Source organism: Streptomyces actinomycinicus (genome assembly GCF_016741775.1).
In the GTDB taxonomy this organism is placed as follows: Bacteria; Actinomycetota; Actinomycetes; order Streptomycetales; family Streptomycetaceae; genus Streptomyces; species Streptomyces actinomycinicus.
On the sequence record NZ_JAERRK010000007.1, the window covers coordinates 404,086 to 420,337 of the forward strand.

Annotated in this window: 14 protein-coding genes; 8 read left to right on the forward strand and 6 right to left on the reverse strand. The window is 71.9% G+C overall.

Annotated elements, in window-relative coordinates; genetic code table 11:
- Positions 1-205: 205 nt before the first annotated feature.
- From JK359_RS17630 to JK359_RS17640, 3 genes are read left to right on the forward strand one after another with little or no spacing between them, the layout of a single operon-like run.
- The gene (locus JK359_RS17630) at positions 206-1,579 is read left to right on the forward strand and encodes an ATP-grasp domain-containing protein (protein ID WP_201836593.1); all 1,374 of its coding nucleotides are present in this window, start codon (positions 206-208) and stop codon (positions 1,577-1,579) included.
- Positions 1,576-3,588, forward strand: coding sequence for a PEP/pyruvate-binding domain-containing protein (locus JK359_RS17635; RefSeq protein WP_201836594.1), 2,013 nt, complete (start codon positions 1,576-1,578; stop codon positions 3,586-3,588). Before JK359_RS17630 ends, JK359_RS17635 begins: the two co-directional genes overlap by 4 nt.
- 8 nt (positions 3,589-3,596) lie before the next feature.
- Positions 3,597-4,940, forward strand: coding sequence for an MFS transporter (locus JK359_RS17640; RefSeq protein WP_236677978.1), 1,344 nt, complete (start codon positions 3,597-3,599; stop codon positions 4,938-4,940).
- A gap of 41 nt (positions 4,941-4,981) precedes the next feature.
- On the opposite strand, the gene JK359_RS17645 is transcribed toward JK359_RS17640, so the two are convergent.
- The 3 genes from JK359_RS17645 to JK359_RS17655 are packed head-to-tail and all read right to left on the reverse strand — an operon-like array spanning position 4,982 to position 7,868.
- Positions 4,982-5,374: a hypothetical protein gene (locus JK359_RS17645; protein WP_201836596.1), complete on the reverse strand. Its 393-nt coding sequence runs from the start codon at positions 5,372-5,374 to the stop codon at positions 4,982-4,984.
- On the reverse strand, positions 5,374-7,716 hold the full coding sequence (locus JK359_RS17650) for a DUF4132 domain-containing protein (RefSeq protein WP_201836598.1): 2,343 nt from the start codon (positions 7,714-7,716) through the stop codon (positions 5,374-5,376). Before JK359_RS17650 ends, JK359_RS17645 begins: the two co-directional genes overlap by 1 nt.
- Positions 7,716-7,868 (reverse strand): hypothetical protein, encoded by a 153-nt coding sequence (locus JK359_RS17655; RefSeq protein ID WP_201836600.1) that lies wholly within the window; start codon positions 7,866-7,868, stop codon positions 7,716-7,718. Before JK359_RS17655 ends, JK359_RS17650 begins: the two co-directional genes overlap by 1 nt.
- Before the next feature lie 216 nt (positions 7,869-8,084).
- Here JK359_RS17655 and JK359_RS17660 point away from each other — a divergent pair, with 216 nt between their 5' ends.
- The 5 genes from JK359_RS17660 to infA all read left to right on the forward strand — a co-directional run bounded on the left by JK359_RS17660 (position 8,085) and on the right by infA (position 12,717).
- The gene (locus tag JK359_RS17660; RefSeq protein ID WP_201836602.1) at positions 8,085-9,782 is read left to right on the forward strand and encodes a tetratricopeptide repeat protein; all 1,698 of its coding nucleotides are present in this window, start codon (positions 8,085-8,087) and stop codon (positions 9,780-9,782) included.
- A 99-nt stretch (positions 9,783-9,881) separates the two neighbouring features.
- Positions 9,882-11,216, forward strand: coding sequence for an MFS transporter (locus JK359_RS17665; protein ID WP_201836603.1), 1,335 nt, complete (start codon positions 9,882-9,884; stop codon positions 11,214-11,216).
- A gap of 16 nt (positions 11,217-11,232) precedes the next feature.
- Entirely contained in the window at positions 11,233-11,589 is a 357-nt protein-coding gene (locus JK359_RS17670) for a hypothetical protein (protein WP_201836604.1), read from the forward strand.
- 53 nt (positions 11,590-11,642) lie between these two features.
- Positions 11,643-12,440, forward strand: a complete 798-nt coding sequence (locus JK359_RS17675) for a GNAT family N-acetyltransferase (protein ID WP_201836605.1) — start codon at positions 11,643-11,645, stop codon at positions 12,438-12,440.
- Between the two features lie 52 nt (positions 12,441-12,492).
- Positions 12,493-12,717 carry a translation initiation factor IF-1 gene (gene infA, locus JK359_RS17680; protein ID WP_201836606.1) on the forward strand — a complete coding sequence of 75 codons (225 nt, stop codon included), beginning with the start codon at positions 12,493-12,495 and terminating at the stop codon, positions 12,715-12,717.
- 149 nt (positions 12,718-12,866) lie between these two features.
- On the opposite strand, the gene JK359_RS17685 is transcribed toward infA, so the two are convergent.
- From JK359_RS17685 to JK359_RS17695, 3 genes are all read right to left on the reverse strand, one after another.
- Positions 12,867-13,079 (reverse strand): cold-shock protein, encoded by a 213-nt coding sequence (locus JK359_RS17685; RefSeq protein WP_201836607.1) that lies wholly within the window; start codon positions 13,077-13,079, stop codon positions 12,867-12,869.
- A gap of 106 nt (positions 13,080-13,185) precedes the next feature.
- Entirely contained in the window at positions 13,186-14,787 is a 1,602-nt protein-coding gene (locus JK359_RS17690; protein ID WP_201836608.1) for a M4 family metallopeptidase, read from the reverse strand.
- Between the two features lie 147 nt (positions 14,788-14,934).
- On the reverse strand, positions 14,935-15,915 hold the full coding sequence (locus JK359_RS17695; RefSeq protein WP_201836609.1) for a LysR family transcriptional regulator: 981 nt from the start codon (positions 15,913-15,915) through the stop codon (positions 14,935-14,937).
- Positions 15,916-16,252: the final 337 nt, after the last annotated feature.

The following is a 16,252-nucleotide window of genomic DNA, read 5'->3' on the forward strand; positions in this document are numbered from 1 at the left end:
CCGTCGGCAACTCCCGCTTCGATTCCGGCATTTGCCTGAACGGTTCGAGCGTCTCGCGTCCGCTGCGGGGAGTTGAGCCTGGTTCGCTGGAAGGAGTGGGCGGGACGGAGCACTCCGTTCCGGCGGCGAGGCCGCCGGCAGCCGCCCGCCCCCGGGCGCGGACCGCGCCCGGGGTCTCCGGGACGACCGAGGGAGTTGGGTATCGGTGAGCAAGGTGCTGTACGTGCATGCCAAGGGCGGGCCCCCGGTGGGGTACGCCCTGACGCGGGTGGCCGCGAGGTCCGCGGTGCACCTGCTGGCACTGAGTGAACTGCCCGTGACGGTGGCGGCGGAGGCCGCGAGGCTGTGCGACTCGGTCGTCGCGCACACCGCGGCGCAGGAGCGCGATCTCGTCGGACTCATCGCCGCCCGGGCACGCGAGGTGGGCGCGGACGCGGTCGTCACCTTCTCGGAGTACGCGGTGGTGGCGGTGGCCGAGGCGTCGCGGCTGCTCGGGCTGCGGGGCGCCGGGCCCGCCGCGACCCTCGCCCGTGACAAACGGCTGATGCGTGCGGCCTGGCAGCGCCGGGGCATACCGCAGCCCCGGTTCCGCGCGATCACGCATGTCGCCGAACTCGAGGAGGCCGCACGGCAGTTGACGTGCCCGCTGCTGCTGAAGGCCGCGTGGAGCGCCGGTTCCACCGCGCACCAGGTCATCGGGGCGCCCGGCGACGTGCGCGGCGCCTGGGAGCGGTCGCGCGCGGTGATGGCCGAGTCGGCGCTGCTCGGGTTCGCCGAGCTTCACGTGGCCGGGGCCGACGAGGACTTCATCGTGGAGGAGATCGTCAGCGGCTGCGCCGGGGACTGGTTCGACGGCTCCGGCTGGGGTGACTACGTCAGTGTCGAGGGTGTGGTCGTCGACGGTGTCTTCCGTCCGGTCTGTGTGAGCGGACGAATGCCGACGGTGGCACCGTTCACCGAGCGCGCCGGCATCACTCCGGCGGCGCTGGGGAGTGCGGCCCAGGCCCGGGTCGTGGACCTGGCCCGGCGTGCCGTGGACGCGCTGGGCCTGGAGAACTGCGGTACGCACACGGAGATCAAGCTGGGCGCGCACGGCCGGATGTGGGTGATCGAGACGGCGGCGCGGTTCGGCGGCGCGATGACGGTGCCGCAGATCGAGCAGGTCTTCGGGCTCGACCTGGTCGGCATGTTCACCGATCAGCTGCTCGGCCGTTCCCCCGTCTGGCCCTCGGCGGCGCTGACGCCGGACGACGGCGAGGGTGCGGCCGGATCCCTGGTGGTGCTCGCCGTGAACGGGGACGGTTCGCCCTGGGTCCGCCGCCATCTGTGGGACTCCGCGGCGGTCGTCCGTTCCGCCCCGGTCGGCGCGGGCAGCACCCTGTCCGTCGTCGCCGAGAGTTCGCTGCCCGACGGCACCGCCGTGCCGGTCTACGACCCCGCCGCCGGGGCCAACACCATGGCGGCGATGTGCCTGCTGTCGGCCGACCGGCCGCAGACCGTGGTCAGCGACTTCACCGCCCTGGTGGACGCCCTGCCGCGGATCCTGCCCACGGACGTCACCGAGGAGGTACGGGCATGACGGACACACGGGGCGAGACGGGTGTGCCGGACGTCGCGGGCGACCGGACCGCCGTCGGCGCCAACCTGTCGCTGCCGTTGTTCCGCGCGCTGTCCGGGGTGCTGGCCGGACACCCCTACCTCAAGGTCGTCGTGGACCGGGACGAGGACACCTGGCATCTGCTGGACACCCGGGTGCACCCGTTCCACGTCGACTACGTCGCGACCCGGGTCCTCGGCATGACGGTGGACGAACTCGACGCGCAGCTCGACGCGTTCAACGCCTCGGTGTACATGGACCCCGAACGCCGTTTCCTCCTCGGTGTGCTGTCCCTGCACACGGAGGTGGAGCCCGACGGTTTCGAGCGGCCCTTCCTCGTGCTGGAGACGACCGAGGCGGACACCATGCCCGGGCCGCTGCTGGAGGAGTTCTACCACTACGTGCGGGCCCGGGTGGACGGTCGCCTGCCGCTGCTGCTGAAGCCGGCCAACCACGGGCAGGAGCACGAGCTGGCCGCGGTCGGAGAGGCGCGGGTGCCGCGCATCCTCAGCCACGAGCTGTTCGGCAACCGGACCCGCACCTGCCTCAACCCGGGTGAGGCCGAGGGGCGGCTGCGCTACTTCCGCACGGCGGCCGAGTACGAGCGTGCCGCCGCGGACCTCGGCTGGTCGGACATCGTCGCGATGCCCCGTCTGCCCGACGACGTGCCCCGCACCGCCGGGTTCATCAGCACGGCCCCCACCACGCCGCTCTCGCACACCAACGTCCTCGCCTCGGGCTGGGGCATTCCGAACGCGATCGTCCGCGACCTCGACGCCGTCGTACGGCGCGACGGCCTCGACGGCGCGTGGGTGCGCTACCGCGTGCGCGAGGACGCCATCACGCTGGAACGGCTGGCCGGCGCACCGGCTCTGGAACGGCCCGCCTGGCACCGGCAGCGCATCCGCATCGAGACCCCGCTGCTCCAGGAGGCGCCGATCCTCGCGCTGCACCGGCTGCGGCGGACCGACCGGGACAGCTACGGCACGAAGGCGGCCAACCTCGGGGAGCTGCATCACGTCCTGGACAGCCGCACCGCGGACCTGACGAGGTTCTACGCGCGTCCGCGTCCGCCACGGCCCGATCTGCTCGGTCACCTCGCCGCCCGGCTGGGCGAGACGGGGGCGGCACCGGAGCGGCTGCGGGCCGCTGCGGCCGAACGAGTGGCGGAGACGGTCCGGGCGCCCCGGGGCGTGGCCCTGCCGTTCCGGCTGCACCACCTGTTCCTCACCTCCTCCCCCGCGCTGCAACAGGGCATCGGCAGGCTGAAGATGGCGCTCGAGCTGGACGCCCTGGAGGTGATCGACTCGCTGGCCCTGCACCTGCAGCGCCTGACGTGCAGTACGCCGGTGCCCGACGAGGTGGCGCGGGCGATCACCGCTTCCGTGGCGGCGCTCACGGCGGACGGACGCCGCCTGGTGGTGCGCTCCTCGTCCAACGCCGAGGACCTGCCCGGCTTCTCCGCGGCCGGGATCTACGACTCGGTCACCACCGTGCACGGCACGGACCAGCTCATGGACGCGGTGCGGCAGGTGTGGGCGTCGCTGCTGTCGCCGCGCAGTGTGCGCCTGCGGCACCAGGCCGGCATCCCCCTGGACGACACGTACATGGGGGTGATCGTCCAGGAGTACGTGCCGGCCGGCCTGGGGGGTGTGCTGGTGACCTGCGATCCGACCCGCCCCGAGGACTTCCGCAACGTGTACCTCAACTGCACGCCCGGGTCGCCCGAGCGGGTCGTCGACGGCACCGTGCTGCCCCAGCAGTACCTCTACAACACCGTCGAGGGTGGCGGGCGCACGGTCGACCTCGGCTCGTCGCGCGAGGACCTGCCGGCGGCGACCCGCGGTGCGCTGGCTCAGCTGGCACTGGCCGGACGGCTGCTGCAGTCGCATTTCAGCGAGGAGGACCCCGACGACGCCCTGGACATCGAGTGGCTCATGACCGCGGAGGGGGCCTTCCACCTGGTCCAGGTCCGCCCCTACGCCCGGTGAGGCGGCGCATGTCCCTGCTGCGGCCGTCTCCTTCCATGCCGGTGCCGTCCCCGGCCGCTCGGCGGATCATCCGCCTCAACAACGGGTTCCAGCTCCTGTTCAACCTGCTGTGGTGGATGCCCGTGTTCTACGCCTACCAGCGGGACGCGGGCCTGTCCGACGGCCAGATCTTCGGCATCCAGAGCATCTACTACATCGCCTTCTGCCTGTTCGAGATACCGACCGGGGTCGTCGCCGACCGCATCGGGGCCCGGAACTGCCTGCGCGCCGGGGCGGTGGTGATGACGGCGGCGAACCTGGCGCCGGTGCTGGCTCCGACGTACACCGGTTTCCTCGCGCACTTCCTCGCCATCGCCGCCGGACGTTCGCTGACGTCGGGGGCGGCGAGCGCCTACCTCTACGACGGGCTGCGCGCCGAGCGGGCGGACGCCCACTATCTGCGGGCCGAGGGCACGGCACGTGCCCTCGGGCTCGCCGCCAAGGTCGTCTGCTGGCCGCTCGTCGGTCCGCTGATGATGCTGGCGCCGCAGACGCCGTACGCGCTCAGCGCGGCGAGCGCGGCCGGTTCCCTCGGCTGTGCCCTCGCCCTGCCGCGGCTCGCCGGGCCCGGCCCGGACACCCGCGCGCGTACCCCGCAGCGCCGCGGCGGGGGCTTCCTGCGTGACACCGGCGCCGCCGTGCGTGCCCTTCGTTCGTCGCCGTGGCTGGCCCTGCTCATGGTCCAGGGCGTCGCCGTGTTCACGCTGTCGCGGATCTGCCAGGTCAACCTGTTCCAGCCGGTGCTCCTGGAGCACGGCATCGGGGAGAGTGCTCACGGCAGTGTGCTCGCCGCGATGACGGTCGCCGAGGCGGTGGCGTCGGCCCGTCCCCAGTGGCTGAGCCGCCGCCTGCGGCCGGTGGTCTGGGTGTCGCTGCTGAGCGTGGCGCTGGCCGCCGCCCTGGCGGGCACCGCCATGGGCGGGCCCTGGGCCGTGGCCGCGCTGTTGTGCGCGTTCGCGGCGATCACGGGGTTCGTCTATCCGGTGCAGCGCAAGCTCGTCAACGACGCCATCCCCCGGGACGCGCCGCGGGCCACGCTGCTGTCGGTGGAGAGCATCGTGGACCGCGGTGTGTGCGCGCTGGCCGCGGTGGCCGCGGGCGCCTACCTCGCTGCGGGCAGGCTCGATGCGCTGCTGTGGCACAGTGCCGCGGTCACCTTCGTGCTGATGCCGGTGCTGCACGTGGCACTGCACCGGGTGAGCCGCCGGGGCAAGGCAGGCGGTGCGGCGACCGGCTCCCGCGCGACGGGTGCGACGCCGCCGGTCAGGGCGGAATCCCTGCCCGTCGACGAAGGTGCGGCGCCGCGTCCATGAGATGCGGCCCGGACCCGCGGCCTCACCGTGGGCGTCCCCGCTCAGCCGCCGACGAGGGCGACGAGTTTGACGAAGACCAGGTCGGGGTCGGCGGCGAGGTCCACGACCTCGTCGAGGTCCTCGACCTGGCGGTCGCCGGCCAGGACGAAGAACCCGTTGGCCAGGAAGGCGCGCTCGGCGGCCTCGGCCTGGCGGTCCCCGTCGATGGGGCGGGCTTCGCGGAGCCGGTAGCCGTTCAGTTCCGTCTCGGCGTCCTCGGGGCGGACGAGTCCGTTGAAACGTCTGCCCGGGTGAGCGTTGTGCCGGGCGACCTCCTCGCGGACCCGCAGCCGGATCAGCTCCCGTACGGTCATCCGGTCCGGCAGCCCGGCGACCTCCCATGCGCCGGCCGGCCTGCCCGTCGCCGTCTCGTCCCGGAACGTCACGGTCGCCATCAGGCACCTCGCTTGATCTGCATGAGGATGGACTCGTCGGTGATCCGGGTGTCGGCGGCGAGCAGGAACGCCTTGCTGAGGACCAGGGAGAGGCGGTCGTCCTCGAAGGGCAGGAAGACCTTGCCGTCGCCCTTGCCGCGGGCCGGGACGATGCACAGGTAGCTGTCGTCCGGTGACATCAGGATGTTGCCCGAACCGAGGTGGATCCGGTAGGTGCGCAGATCGCCGCGGACGGTGAGGAAGCGGCCGTCGAGCGTGCACCGGTCGGCGATCTTCAGGCGCGGCAGGATGCGTGTGAGGGCGTCCCTGCGTGCCTCGGCGCTCTCGGTCAGCTCGGCGAAGGAGGCCCGCTCCCAGTAGGCGCGCCGGGGGCCGCCGTCGGCCCAGTCGGGGTCGGCGGCGATCGAGGTCACGCCGACGAAGAGGTCCACATCGCGCATCGCCTCGCTGAACAGCAGAGGGGGCACGTCGGCGAGCGGTGTCTCGCGCCAGGCGCCCGCTTCCCGGCGGTCGAACCGCACCTGGTCGGTCGACGCCAGTTCGTCGCCGTCCGCCCAGTCGGCCCAGCTGTGGCGGAACCGCACCCGCCACTCCCCCGCCGCGAGGGTGCGCTCGGCCTCGTCGGCCTCCCCGTCGTCCCAGGGGCCGAGCCGGTCGCTGTCCCATCCCCGGGCCCGGAACAGGGCGAACATCTTGCGGTAGTGGACGAGGTGCGCGGCGAAGCGGTTGGAGTAGACGCGGGTCTCCTCCTCGGCCGGGGTGAGCAGATAGATCTCCCGGAACGCCTGCTTGAAGGGCTGCCGCGTGCGCCGCTCGACGAGCAGGTCCCGCCAGGCCCGCACGGCGGCGGGCTCGGAGCGGAGCGGATGCCACAGCCGTACGGAGGCGTCGTCGGGCGCGTCGGGAAGGCGGTCTTCCGCCTCGGGCAGTACGGCCCGCCACTCGCCGGGCGCCGTCTCTATCTCCCAGATCAGCCGGCGCACCAGGGTACGGGCCAGGGGGTGCCCGGCCAGTTCGGTGCGCCACCAGCCGTAGGGGTGGACGGCGTCGACGGTGAAGCCGCCCTCCAAGGCGCGTACGAGGGTGACCAGCTGGGCGTTCACCCGCTTCACCAGCTCGCGCAGCTCCTTGACCAGGGCCGGGTGGTCACGGCGGACCGGCGCCGGGACGCTGCGCAGGGGGCTGCCGTCCTTCTCCCAGGTGATCGTGGCGGTATCGGTGACCGTGACGACGGCCTGGTAGTCGCCTGCGGTCCGGCGCAGGACGCCTCCCACGCTCCCGCTGTCGGTCACGGCGTCGAAGTCCAGCCGCGGCAGCCGCAGGGCCACGTCGGCGCGCTCGGCCAGGGCGGCGTCGGCCTTCTTGAGCATCTTGTCGAGCTGCCTGGGCACCCCGGCGTGCCGGACGGTGCGGCGCACGGTGCGGATCGCCGCCACCAGCTCGGGCGTGGGGTAGTCCTGCGCGGCCCGCACCACCTCGTACAGCAGGGCCTGGGAGGGCAGGGTCTTCGCCTGTGTCGGGGCGAGGGCGATACCGGGCAGCAAGCGCTCGAACAGTTCCGGCAGCCATGGCTCGTCGCGCAGCAGTGCCACGCGCAGGGCCTGCCCGAGCGTGGTGATCTCCCGGTCGGTGAACGCCTTGTCCGCCCGGTAGGGGATCTCGCCCGCCCGGATGGCGTCCGTGCGGTCGGCGGCGGCTTCCAGGGCGCGGCGGGCGAACGCGACGTAGGCGGGGTTGTCGGCCGACCTGCGCCAGGCGTGCGGGAGCGGGGTGCTGAACCTGTGGTCCCGGTCGATCTCGGACAGCACCGTCCGTTCGGCCGGGGTGAGGCCGGCGACCACGGCCGTCTCGTCCGCGACGATGGGGCCCACGTCACGGGTCAGGCGCTCCACGACCCGGCGCAGTGTCGCGTCGCCGGCGAGGTGAGCGACCGAGAGCAGCGCGTATGGCTGGCGTGCGGTGTCCTGTCCCAGCCAGGCCGCGACCAGGGCGCGGGCCGGCCCTGACACGTCGGGCCGCGGTTCGGTGCAGTGCTCCACCGCGTCCAGGCCCCGGGTGAGGTCCGCCCAGCCGTGCTCCTCGCATCGCCGGAGGAGTGCGTCGAACATCTGGCGGCACGCGTCGGGTGTGTAGCGCGGTCGCCGTTCCCGGGCCGCGTCCTCGACCACGAAGCGGGCCCGTCTCATCGCGGGCGGGGCCGAGGCGTCCACCCGGCAGGCGGCCGCGAGCAGACTGCCGAGGTCCTCGTCGGAGACCTGCGCCGGATCCGGCTGCTCGTCCTCGTCGTCGGGAGCGAAGTCCGGGTCGGTCAGCGCGCGCATCAGCCGGGCTGCGTGGTCCATCAGACACCCCTCCTGATCAGGCGGAGGTGCGTGGTGCGGGCGATCTTCACGTCGGCGGCGAGGCGCGGTACCTCGCCGCGGAGCGGGAAGAGCCCGCCGTGCCCGAGCGCATCGCTCCTACGGGATTCGGCCGGCAAGGCGTCGTAGAGCATGGCGTGATGATGGCAGGGGGCACTGACAACGCGATCGCGGCCGACCCCTCCGGTGCCGGGGCGTACCGTTCCGACCAGGTGCTGCACCCACGGCGTATTCCGGGAGGAATGGGCTGGTGTCCGCGCCGGTCTTCGCTAGGGTCGTCGTACCGGCCGCTGCATGTCCTCCCAGGTGACCGGAGGCGCGGTTCGCCGTCAGTGTTGAGGAGGCCCCCCATGGAGTACTACGACCTCGGCAGCCACGGCCGGCGCGTGACGACGTCGTCCGCCGAGGCGCAGACGTGGTTCGACCGCGGGCTGAACTGGACGTACGGGTTCAACCACGAGGAGGCCGTGCGCTGTTTCGAGGCCGCCGCGGCGGCGGATCCCGGCTGTGCCATGGCCGACTGGGGCGTGGCCTACGCGCTCGGCCCCAACTACAACAAGCCCTGGGAGTTCTTCGACGAGCGGGAATTGGGCCGCACGGTGGAGCGTGCGCACGCCGCCGTGGAGCGAGCCCGCGCCAAGACCGCCTGCGCCACACCCGTCGAGCGGGCCCTCGTCGATGCGCTGGCCGCGCGCTACCCGAGGGCCCTGGCCCCGGATGCCGAGGACTGTTCCGTGTGGAGCACCGCCTACGCCGACCGTATGCGGGACGTCCACCGGAGCGCGCCCGACGACCTCGACGTGGCCACCCTGTACGCCGATGCCCTGATGAACCTCACGCCCTGGCAGCTGTGGGACATCCGCACGGGCGGGCCGGCCCCGGGCGCGCGCACCGCCGAGGCCAGGACGGTGCTCGAGCGGGCGATCGCCACGGAGGCGGGCGCGCGGCATCCGGGCCTGCTCCACATGTACGTGCACCTGATGGAGATGTCCCCGACCCCCGAGGCCGCCCTGACGGCGGGTGACCGGCTGCGCGGTCTGGTGCCGGACGCGGGCCACCTGCAGCACATGCCGTCGCACCTGGAAGTGCTCTGCGGCGACTACCGCCGTGTGATCTCCGACAACACCGCGGCGATCGCGGCCGACGAGACGTTCCACGCCAGGGCCGGGGCGATGAACTTCTACACCTTGTACCGGTGCCACAACATCCACTTCAAGATCTACGGTGCGATGTTCCTCGGTCGCTTCGAGGACGCGATCGAAGCGGCGGACCGGCTCGAAGCGGCCGTTCCCGAAGAGCTGTTGCGGGTGGAAAGCCCGCCCATGGCGGACTGGCTGGAGGGATTCCTCGCGATGCGGGTGCACGTCCTGATCCGCTTCGGCCGCTGGGACGACATCCTGCGACTGCCGGTCCCCGCCGACGCGCAGCTGTACTGCGTGACCACGGCGTTGCTGCGGTACGGCCGCGGGGTGGCCCTCTCCGCCACGGGCCGGACCGCCGAAGCCGACAGGGAACGCGAACTCTTCCGCGACGCGGTCGCCCGGGTCCCGGGGACGCGGATGCTGTTCAACAACACCTGTACGGACATCCTGGCGATCGCTGCGCACATGCTGGACGGAGAACTCGAGTACCGCAAGGGCAGGTACGACAGCGCGTTCGCGGCCCTGCGCCGGTCGATCGAGCTGGACGACGGCCTTCCGTACGACGAGCCGTGGGGCTGGATGCAGCCCACCCGGCACGCATACGGCGCCCTGCTCCTCGAACAGGGCCTGGTCGCCGAGGCCGAGGCCGTCTACCGCGCCGATCTCGGACTCGACGGCTCGCTGCCGCGCCCGCTGCAACACCCGGGCAACGTGTGGGCGCTGCACGGACTCCACGAGTGCCTCCTGCGCCTCGGCAAGGTGGGCGAGGCACAGATCGTGGCCCAGCAGCTGAAGATCGCCGCGGCGATGGCCGACGTACCGGTCGAGGCGTCCTGCTTCTGCCGCCTGGAGACCGCCGGCGTGGGCTCCGCCTCCCGCAACGGGTGCTGCGACGAGAAACAGTGACGGCCTGCTTCCGTCCGTACCCGCGGGACGAAATGGGCCACTGACAGCGGTGATGATTGGGTCTGCCCAGAGGTCCACCGGGTCAATACCGTCATGGGTATGACGGATCGACCGCGGCGTCTTCTGGCCCTCGCCCAGCTCGCCAACTCCACCGGTGACGGCGCCTATTACGTGACCTCGGCGCTGTACTTCACCCATGTCGTCGGGCTCGCGCCGGCCCGCGTCGGGCTCGCCCTGACCCTCGCCTGGGCGGTCGGTTCACTGGTCGGCGTGCCGCTCGGACGGCTGGCCGACCGGCGCGGGCCGCGTGGCACTTCGGTGCTGCTTGCGCTGGCCACCTCGGCAGCGGTCGCCTCCTTCCTCCTGGTACGGGGGTTCGTGCCGTTCCTCCTCACCGCCTGCGCCTACGCCTGTGCACAGTCAGGACTCGCGGCCGCCCGCCAGGCCCTGCTGGCGGGCCTCGTCCCGGCCGGAGAGCGCACGGGCCTGCTGGCACGGTTGCAGGCCACGCTGAACGGCGGCCTCGCCGTGGGCGCGGCACTCGGCGGCCTCGCGCTGACCGCCGGCACCGCAGCCGCGTACCGGGGCGTGCTGGTGCTGGACACGGTCTGCTTCCTGGTCTGCGCGCTGCTCCTGCTGTGGCTGCCCGCCGTCCCCGGCACGACCGCCGTCACCCCCGGCACGACCGCCGCCGCCCCCGGCACGACCGCCGCCGCTCCCGGTGCGGCCGGCGTCGCTCCCGGCACGGCCGGCGGGCAGCGCTTCGCCGTGCTGCGCGACCGCCCCTACGCCCTCGTCGCGCTCCTCAACGCGGTTCTGCTGCTGCGACTTCCGCTGCTCAGCCTCGCGCTGCCGTTGTGGATCACCCAGCGGACCGGGGCACCTGCCTGGCTGGCGTCCGGGCTGTTCGTCCTCAACACGCTCGCGGTGACGCTGCTGCAGGTTCGCATGGCCAGGGCCGTCACGGGACTCGGCACCGCACTGCGGGTACTGCGCCGCTCCGGGCTCGTCATGTTCGCCTCCTGCACGGTGTTCGCCCTGTCGGCGGGGCGGTCGGCGTGGCCCGCGGCGGCCGTTCTGGTCGCCGGTGCCGTGCTCCAGGTCGTGGCGGAGATGCAGCAGTCGGCCGGCTCCTGGCAGCTCTCGTTCGAGCTGGCGCCCGCCGACCGGATCGGCGAGTACCAGGGCTTCTTCGGCACCGGCGTGACCATCGCCCGCACCCTCGGCCCCCTGCTGCTGACCTGGCTCCTGCTGGACTGGGGCACGCCCGGCTGGCTCCTGCTCGGCGCGCTCATGCCGGCCGCGGCCTACGCCATGGGGCCGGCCGCACGCCGGGCCGCCGGCCACCGCACCCTCCGCACCAGGCCTCGCTCGGCCCCTCGCTCGGCCCGGGTCACGACGGCGCGGCAGCGGGAGACTGCTGGTACATGCTGACGATGAGGCCGTAGCGGTGGAACACGCCGAGGTCGACCGCCTCGCTGCGCTGCTCCGCGAACTGGTGGCGGGCAGCTACGTCTTTCCCGGCCTCGGGGAACGGTTCGCCGCCGGCTTCGACCGGACCGCACGCTCCGGCCGGTACACCGTCGCCGAGAACCCCGCGGCTCTCGCGAAACTGGTCACCGAGGATCTGAGCGGCGACGGCCACCGGCGGCGGCAGCAGCCGCCCGGCGTCCGCCGTAAAACAGGTTGGTGCCGGGCGGAGGCCGCTGGTAGCGTCTGGGCAGCCGTGAGAGAACGCGAGGAGGTGAGACCCATGAAGGCTGTATCCGTGTGGGTGCTCCCCCTTTTCGTCACGGTGGGCGATTGACGTAGGTGTCGCCGGGAGCGCCTCGGACAAGGCACTCCTGAGAGGCAACACCAGTGAAATTCGTGCACTCCACTTCGAGCACGGGCCACCACCCGATCGAGGTCACGCGGGTGGCGGACCTGCAGTGGCACGCCGTGGAGGACGACCGGACGGTCGGCCGCGGCAACGCGTCGCGCCGACCCGACGGGCGGCTCTTCATCAGCATCGACGCATGGCACGGCGAGGTCTTCGACCACATCGCCGACGCCATGCTGACGGACCTGCCCACACCGCTGTACACCGTCGTCGACGAGGCCGACCACGAGTCCAGGTCCGCCTGGAAGCGGGCCGGGTTCACCATGGCTCGCCGCGAGTGGGGCTACGACGTGCCCACGGACCCCCTGGTCACCGGGCTCGGCCCGGTACGGCCGCCGGCAGGCGTGACGATCGTGCCCTTCGGCCAGGCCGAGGAGGACCCGCTGCGCGCCCTGGACCGCCGCGTCCGTGACGAGGTCGAGGCCACCGTCGGATGGCGGACGATGCCGGCCGAGGTGCTGCCCCGCCCGGCGGGAATCACCGTGCTCGACCCGTCGAAGTACGCGGCGGCTCGCCGCTCCGACCGGTACGTGGGCCTGATCCGGATCGCACCGCTGCCCCGGCAGCCACGGATCGGGCTGATCGCCGTACGGGCCGACGACCACCGCCTCGGCATCGCCCGGGCGCTGCTGGCCCACTCGCTCGATGCACTGCACCGCTCCGGGACCGCTTCGGCCTGGGCCGAGGTGGACGAGTCCAACGCGGCGGCCGTCGCCCTGTTCGAGGGCGTCGGCGCCCGCCGCACGGCCGGCACCCTGGAACTCGCCCGGAGCTGACACCCGCCATACGCATCAGCCGGACCGCCGAAGAACGGAAGTAGCAACAGACATGACGAAATCAGCAGGGGGCGTGGAAGTCGAAGGCACCGTCGTCGAGTGTCTTCGCAACGCCACCTTCAAGGTGGAGCTGGAGAACGGGCACACGGTGCTCGCCCACATCAGCGGGAAGATCCGCAAGAACTACATCAAGATCCTTCCGTACGACCGTGTGCTCGTGGAACTCAGCCCCTACGACCTCACCCGCGGCCGGATCCGCTACCGATACCGGTCGTAGCGGAAGGAACTCCTCCTCGGCGTCCAGGGTGATCATGAGCGGCCACCCTGGGCCGAGGACACCGGATGCCGTCGACCCTGCCCGCCTCCGGGCAGGGTCGACGGCTCTCCCCGGGGAAGCGCGTCGCGGGCTCCCCCGGGCGGGTTCCACTACCCCTCGATCCGGACCTTGTCGGCCTGCATCCCTTTCTGGCCCTGGACGGCTTCAAAGGTGACCTTCTGACCTTCGCTCAGGGACTTGAAGCCGTCCCCTTCGACCGACCGGAAGTGCACGAACAAGTCGGGGCCGGACTCCGGGGAGATGAAGCCGTAGCCCTTCTCGTCGTTGAACCACTTCACGGTGCCGTTCTGCCGCTCGGCCATTTCTTCTCCTGCTGCGTTCGAAAGCCTCTGCACTGCAATGCTGTCACAAGGGGTGACATATCGCACACGCTGAGCAAGGCCCTCAGTGCCTCGGTCCCCCCGCGGGTCAGGCGACCTTGACCGCGCTCCAGGCCGCGGCCACCGTGGCGTACTCGGGGCTGGTGGCGCCGTAGAGGTCCTTCGCCGCGTTCAGGGTCGCGGTTCTGGCGCCCTTGTAGTCCGTGGTGGAGGTCATGTAGACGGTCAGCGCCCGGTACCAGATGGCGGAGGCCTTCTTGTTGCCGATGCCGGTGACGGTGGCGCCGTTGCAGGTGGGGCTGTTGTAGGTGACGCCGTTGATGGTCTTGGCGCCGCTGCCCTCGCTCGCGAGGTAGAACCAGTGGTTGCCGACACCCGAGGAGTAGTGCACGTCGAGCCGGCCGACCGACTTCGACCAGCAGTCGGCGGAGCCGCCGTCCAGGGACGGCTTGTCGAAACGGCGCAGCCACGGCGGGGTGGACTGGTCGCTGAACAGGTAGTCGGGGGTGTCGACGGGGTTGTTCGCGTACCACTCGACCATGGTGCCGAGGATGTCGCTGGTGGCCTCGTTCAGGCCGCCGGACTCACCGCTGTAGCGCAGGTTGGCGGTGGCCGAGGTGACGCCGTGGGTCATCTCGTGGCCCATGGTGTCGAGGTCTACCTGCTCGGGGTCGACGCTGCCGTCGCCGTCACCGGTCAGCATGCAGAAGCAGGAGTCCGACCACTGGGCGTTGTCCCAGTTGGTGCCGACGTGGACGAACACGGTGGCGCCGCGGCCGTCGTTCTTGATGCCGTTGCGGCCGAAGGTCGTCTTGTAGTAGTCGAAGGTCTTCGCGGTGTTGGCGTGCGCGTCGACGGCCGCGGTGGCGCGGTCGGCGGAGAACTTCCGGCCGTCGCCCCAGATGTTGTCGGCATCGGTGAACAGAGTGCCGGAGGAGCTGTTCAGCGACGAGGACGAGGCGTTGTGCGCGTCCTTGGTGATGTGGCCGCGCACCGGGTCGATCAGGGCGAAGGAGCCGTTGGCCTGCTGCGTCGTGTCGATGCTGACGTCACCGGTGTACTCGGAGTGGCCGGTTCCGGTCGACTCGCGCTCGGCGTCGTAGTTCTCGATCGCCGCGCCGGTGGCGGCGTCGGTGACGAAGACCTCGCCGTGCGGCTGGCCCTTGTCGCCCAGTCCCTGCACGGTGGTGCGCCAGGCCAGGCGCGGGGCGCCGTCGGCGGCCCACACGATCAGCTCGGGGGTGGACTTCGCGTGGCGCACCAGTCCGTGGGAGCGCTGCAGGGCGCCGGCCGCGGCGCCCTTGGCGCCGACGGCGGGAGTGACGGACTTGAGTGCGACCTTGTGGGCCTTGGCGCGGGTGGCTCCCTTGAACGAGCCGTCGGCCTTCTGGTGGACGACGAAGTCGCCGCCGACGACGGGGAGGCCGCGGTAGGTCCGCTCGAAGCGGACGTGCTGGGTGCCGTCGGCGTCGATGACGACGTCCTTCACCTTGAGCGCCTGGCCCGCGCCGAACCCGAAGGTGTCGGCGTGCCGGGTCACGTTCGCCTTGGCCTGGGATATCGCCGTGCTGCGGACGGAGGCTCCGTGCTGGGCTCCGCTGTTCTGGGAGTACGCGGGTGCGGCCATCGCGCCCGCGGTGATGACGCCGGCGGCGACCATCGCGGAAAGGGCAAGAAGGGGACGGGGCATGACGGGGTGATTCCTTCGCTCGTCGTGGGGTGACGACGTCCTTGGGACGTTGACGCGAAGTGTTCACCAGGTGACATGTTCCTGACGTGATCCCATCTGGGATATAACTGCGGAGCTATAGGGGACAGGGACTGGAGGCCCGGCCGGTCACATGCCCCCGCCGAGGGCGAATTCCTCTCCCCCGCCCTCCCACCAGGCCAGATACCGCGGCCGCTGCCGCACCAGCGACAGATAGGCGGCCAGCAGCCCCTCGTACGCCGCGTCGGCCAGCTCCGGCGGAACCGATTCCGTGTTCCAGGCCAGCAGGAGGCGCCGGTACAACGGGACGTCGACGAGCGGCCGTTGCACGGTGCCCTCGGCGGAGACTTCGGCGGTCGGCCACACGCCGCAGACGGCACGCCGGCCCGCGACCAGGAGCTGGGCCACGGACAGGTCCGGCGTCACATGGGCGATGCGCGGAGTGAATCCCGCCGACTGGCAGGTGAGATGGAGGTAGGCGTGCATACCGCTCTCGTCGGCCTCCGGCATCACCCAGTCCTCACCGGCCAGCTCATGGAGGCTGACCGCCTTCTGGCACGCCAGCGGGTGGTCCTCGGCGAGCAGCACGAAGACCGGCTCGCGGAGCAGGGTGCGTGTCGCCACCCACTCGCCGACCGGGAGGGGGAAGCCCGGGAACTCGCCGAACACCGCGATGTCGCACTTCGACAGGCTCAGCAGCTTCACCAGCGTGTGCACGGAGCGGCGGGCGTCGATGCTGAGCCGGCGTTCCGGGACGAGTTCGAAGAGGGCGGCGACCAGCAGGGACACCAGAGGGCCGGCGGTACCGCCCGCCCGCAGCGGGGCGGCGGCCTGTTTGTCCGCCTCGGCCGCCGAACGCGCGTGTTCGCGCAGCCGGTCGAAGCCCGCGACGAGGTCGCGGGCGCAGCGCAGGACGTACTGCCCGTTCTCGTTCGGTGTCACCCCGTCGGCACTGCGGACGAAGAGCGGGCCGCCCAGCTCGTGTTCGATCCGCTTCAGCTGGGCGCTCGTGGCGGGCTGGGAGAGCTGAAGCCGTGCGGCGGCCTTGCGGATGCTGCCGGACTCGGCGACCGTGAGCAGCATCCGGAGGTGCCGGAACTCGAGGTGCATGACCGTCCCCCGCTCAGCGCGGGGAGCCCCTACACCCCCCGTGACCTGCAGAACCACCTGCCCGACGGCATGGTGACCAAGAGTCCGCCGGAGTTGTTGAGGCTGCAACCACGGGTTGGTAAAACCTGTGGTTGCAGAGTCTCGGCCCGTCCCCGGCATCATGAAGCCGCATGCGGTATCGGTGTGTTGCGTCGCCTTTGCCCTCGGGCTTCCTCTCGCCACCGGCGCCCGAGGAGTCGACGGCGCTCGTGGCGGTGGCCGTGGCCCGCGAGGCCTGCTCGGTCAGGCGGGTGACCGCGACCGGCCGACCGGTTCCTCAGCTGAATTCCGAGCGGCG